This is a genomic window from Ectobacillus sp., from assembly GCF_056992975.1.
Genome location: NZ_JBXKMX010000025.1, coordinates 1 through 2,984, shown reverse-complemented (window position 1 = coordinate 2,984; position 2,984 = coordinate 1). Strand labels below are relative to the sequence as shown.

At 41.9% G+C, this 2,984-nt stretch carries 4 protein-coding genes and 1 pseudogene; all 5 read left to right on the top strand.

All coding sequences use genetic code 11. The annotated features are described in order from the left end of the window. Positions 1-438 (top strand): annotated as a pseudogene (locus AC11ZT_RS01055) (biotin carboxylase); the annotation flags it as partial. Positions 439-455: 17 nt separating this feature from the next. Further along, positions 456-668 carry an acetyl-CoA carboxylase biotin carboxyl carrier protein subunit gene (locus AC11ZT_RS01050; RefSeq protein WP_484057831.1) on the top strand — a complete coding sequence of 71 codons (213 nt, stop codon included), beginning with the start codon at positions 456-458 and terminating at the stop codon, positions 666-668. An 11-nt stretch (positions 669-679) separates the two neighbouring features. Continuing rightward, the gene (locus AC11ZT_RS01045) at positions 680-1,591 is read left to right on the top strand and encodes a hydroxymethylglutaryl-CoA lyase (protein ID WP_484057830.1); all 912 of its coding nucleotides are present in this window, start codon (positions 680-682) and stop codon (positions 1,589-1,591) included. Positions 1,592-1,596: 5 nt separating this feature from the next. Further along, on the top strand, positions 1,597-2,385 hold the full coding sequence (locus AC11ZT_RS01040; protein ID WP_484057829.1) for an enoyl-CoA hydratase: 789 nt from the start codon (positions 1,597-1,599) through the stop codon (positions 2,383-2,385). A 2-nt stretch (positions 2,386-2,387) separates the two neighbouring features. Continuing rightward, positions 2,388-2,984: carboxyl transferase domain-containing protein (locus AC11ZT_RS01035; protein WP_484057828.1), on the top strand; the 597-nt coding region annotated here is incomplete at its 3' end.

Genomic DNA, 2,984 nt, shown 5'->3' with positions numbered 1-2,984 from the left:
GAAGAAATTACGGGCTTAGATTTAGTTGAACAACAATTGCGTATTGCTGCAGGAGAAAGGCTCTCCTTTTCACAAGATGATATTGCTTTAAACGGACATAGTATCGAAGCACGCGTGTACGCAGAGGATCCCAACACATTTTATCCTTCACCAGGAAAAATTACGTTTCTTCAACTTCCCACTACGGTTCGAATTGATCATTTTGTCGATGAAGGAACAACCATAACTCCCTATTATGATCCGATGATTGCAAAGGTTATTGCACATGGAACGACTAGGGAGAAGGCAATCCAATCGCTTCATAAGGCGCTGATAGACTTCAAATTACAAGGTATTAAAACCAATATACCATTACTACTTCAAGTGTTAGAGGATGAGACATTTCAATGCGGCGTGTATACGACAAGCTTTTTAACAGAGCGAGTAGTTCAAAAATAATTAAAGGAGGAGAAAAAATGGCAAATGTATATGCTACGATGGCAGGAAATGTATGGAAATTTGTGGTGAATGTAGGGGATGTAATTGAAGAGGGACAAGATGTTGCCATTTTAGAGTCGATGAAAATGGAAATTCCAATTTCAACGGAACAAGCAGGAAAAATTGTGAAATTAAACGTAAGCGAGGGAGAGTTTGTAAACGAAGGTGATGTTATAGCGGAACTGGAATAGGAGGATAAGGGATGAAGTTGCCTGATTTTGTTACGATAAAAGAAGTTGGTCCTCGAGATGGATTGCAAAATGAGAAAAAAATCGTTGCAACGAAAGATAAATTGGAATGGATTTACCTCCTATCCGAAACGGGGCTTTCTTATATAGAAGTGTCATCCTTTGTTCATCCAAAGTGGATTCCGGCTTTAGCAGATGCAGCGGACGTTTTTGCTCATTTAGAGCGAAAAGAGGGTGTTACCTATGCCGCTCTCGTTCCAAATGTTCGCGGATTACAGCGAGCTCTTTCCGTAAATGTAGATGAAGTTAGTGTATTTCTCTCAGCAAGTGAGACACATAATCAAAGTAATATTAACTCATCCATTTCGGATGCTCTTACTTCTATTAAGGAAGTAACCGCAAATAGCTTACAAGCTGGGAAAAAAGTTCGTGGTTACATATCAACTGTGTTTGGCTGTCCCTTTGAAGGAAAGGTCTCCGTTTCGAAAGTTGAAGAGATTTGTGAGGAATTGCTATCGTACGGAATTTACGAAATCTCTCTTGGGGATACGATTGGAGTAGCAAATCCGTCTCAAGTAGAACGTGTATTAGGGTCTCTACTTAGTAAATTTCCAACTTCTTCACTAGCACTTCATTTTCACAACACATATGGAATGGCGCTTGCCAATGTTATGCAATCACTATCTATGGGGATCACAACGTTTGATAGTGCGTGCGGGGGATTAGGAGGCTGTCCGTATGCACCAGGCGCTTCCGGAAACGTTGCAACAAATGATCTCCTTCATATGCTATCTGCTATGGGGATACAGACAAATATTGATACTAGCCGTTTTACAATTGCTACTCAGTTTATAGAGCGTAAGCTAAATATGCCGTTACACAGTCATGTACACCGCGCTATGCAACAAAAAACGAAAAGTAGGTGAACGCGATGCTTCTGCTAGAGAATATTTCAGTTGAATTTCGTACAGAGCATATTGTAACCGTTATGCTAAACAGGCCGAAGCAAGCGAATGCATTATCACTTTCATTGCTTGAGGAACTGCAAGAAGTATGGAATCAGATAAGAGAAAATACGGATGTACGTGTTGTGATTATTACCGGTGCAGGAGAGAAAGCATTTTGCGCCGGCGCAGATTTGAAGGAACGAATGGGAATGAATGAAGCTGAGGTACGCAAGGCGGTCACGTTAATTCGTGAAACGATAAATCAAATTGAACAATTGCCGATGCCTGTTATTGCTGCCATAAACGGCACTGCACTTGGCGGTGGAACAGAGCTTTGCTTAGCATGTGATATTCGCGTCGCTGCTGAAACCGCTACACTTGGTTTAACTGAAACATCCCTTGCCATCATTCCTGGTGCTGGCGGAACGCAGCGTTTACCTCGGTTAGTCGGTTTAGGCAGGGCCAAAGAACTCATCTATACAGCCAGACGCATAACAGGAGTAGAAGCAAAGGAATACGGTCTTGTAGAATTTACAGCTAGTAAGGAAGATCTGCTTACGAAAGCCTACGAGATTGCGACGCTCATTGCACAAAATGGACCTCTTGCCGTAAAGGCTGCAAAGCGTACTATTTCACAAGGGATGCAGGTGGATATTCAAAGCGGGCTTCAAGTTGAAATAGAGGCATATGAAACTATCATCCCGACAAAGGATCGTTTGGAAGGGCTACAAGCATTTGGAGAAAAGCGAAAGCCAATCTATAAGGGGGAATAATCGTGCTAGATCAACAACAGAAGCAGGGTACGTTAGAAGAACGAGTTGAGAAAATAAAACAAGGCGGAGCCGAAAAATATCATGAGCAAAATGATGCAAAAGGGAAGTTCTTCGTAAGAGAGCGCCTTGCTGCTTTGTTTGATGACTTTGACTATGCTGAAGATGGTTTATTTGCAAATTGCGATAATGACAATTTACCTGCAGATGGAGTAGTAACTGCTATTGGAAAAATACATGGACGCACTGTTTGTGTTATGGCAAATGATTCAACTGTTAAAGCCGGGTCTTGGGGTTCACGTACAGTTGAAAAAATCCTCCGCATTCAAGAAACAGCTGAAAAACTGCGTGCACCATTGTTTTATTTAGTTGATTCGGCAGGGGCACGTATTACCGATCAAATTGATATGTTTCCTGGACGTCGCGGCGCAGGACGTATTTTTTATAATCAAGTAAAGCTATCAGGAAAAATCCCGCAAATTTGCTTATTGTTTGGACCTTCTGCAGCAGGAGGCGCCTATATTCCCGCTTTTTGTGACATTGTTATGATGGTAGAAGGAAATGCTTCGATGTACCTCGGTTCACCTCGTATGGCTGAAATG